Origin of the sequence: Stenotrophomonas sp. TWI169 (genome assembly GCF_039674705.1) — a bacterium.
GTDB lineage: Bacteria > Pseudomonadota > Gammaproteobacteria > Xanthomonadales > Xanthomonadaceae > Stenotrophomonas > Stenotrophomonas maltophilia_P.
This window is the reverse complement of sequence record NZ_JBDJOB010000047.1, coordinates 1-514: the sequence shown is the minus strand read 5'-3', so window position 1 is coordinate 514 and position 514 is coordinate 1. Positions and strand designations below refer to the sequence as shown.

Sequence of the window (514 nt, the reverse complement as noted above, 5' to 3'; positions counted from 1 at the left end):
CTATGTGTTCCACGACAGGACGGTCGTGGAGATCGTCGAGGACATCTTCGCCGACTACGGTGGCCTGGCCCCGGCCTGGCGCTGGTCGCTGGCCGATGGCGGCCAGTACGCGCGGCGCAGTCTGACCACGCAGTACCAGGAAAGCGACCTGGCCTTCCTGCAGCGCCTGCTGGCCGAGGAAGGCATCTATTACTGGTTCGAGCACGCCGGTGACCCTGGCAGTGCCGACTTCGGCAGCCACACCCTGGTGCTGGCCGATCACAGCCATGACACCGCCGAGCTGGGCAGCGTGCGCTTCCATCGGCGCGATGAGAGCGAGCGCAGTGACAGCGTGCAGCAGTGGTCGACCGCGCACCGCTGGCGTCCGGGCAAGGTGCAGCGTGCCACCTGGGACTACCGCACGCTGGAGCGCCGCCAGGCCAGCGCCGAAAGCGGGCAGGCCAACGACCTGGGCATCATCGACCGCGACACCTGCGGCCCCTACGGCTGGCAGGACAATGCCCGCGGCCAGCGC

Annotated in this window: 1 protein-coding gene; it reads left to right on the top strand. The window is 69.1% G+C overall.

The features are described from left to right. Nucleotides 1–514, top strand: a 514-nt coding sequence (locus tag ABE543_RS18610) for a contractile injection system protein, VgrG/Pvc8 family (RefSeq protein WP_346476010.1), incomplete at both ends; no start/stop codon positions are given.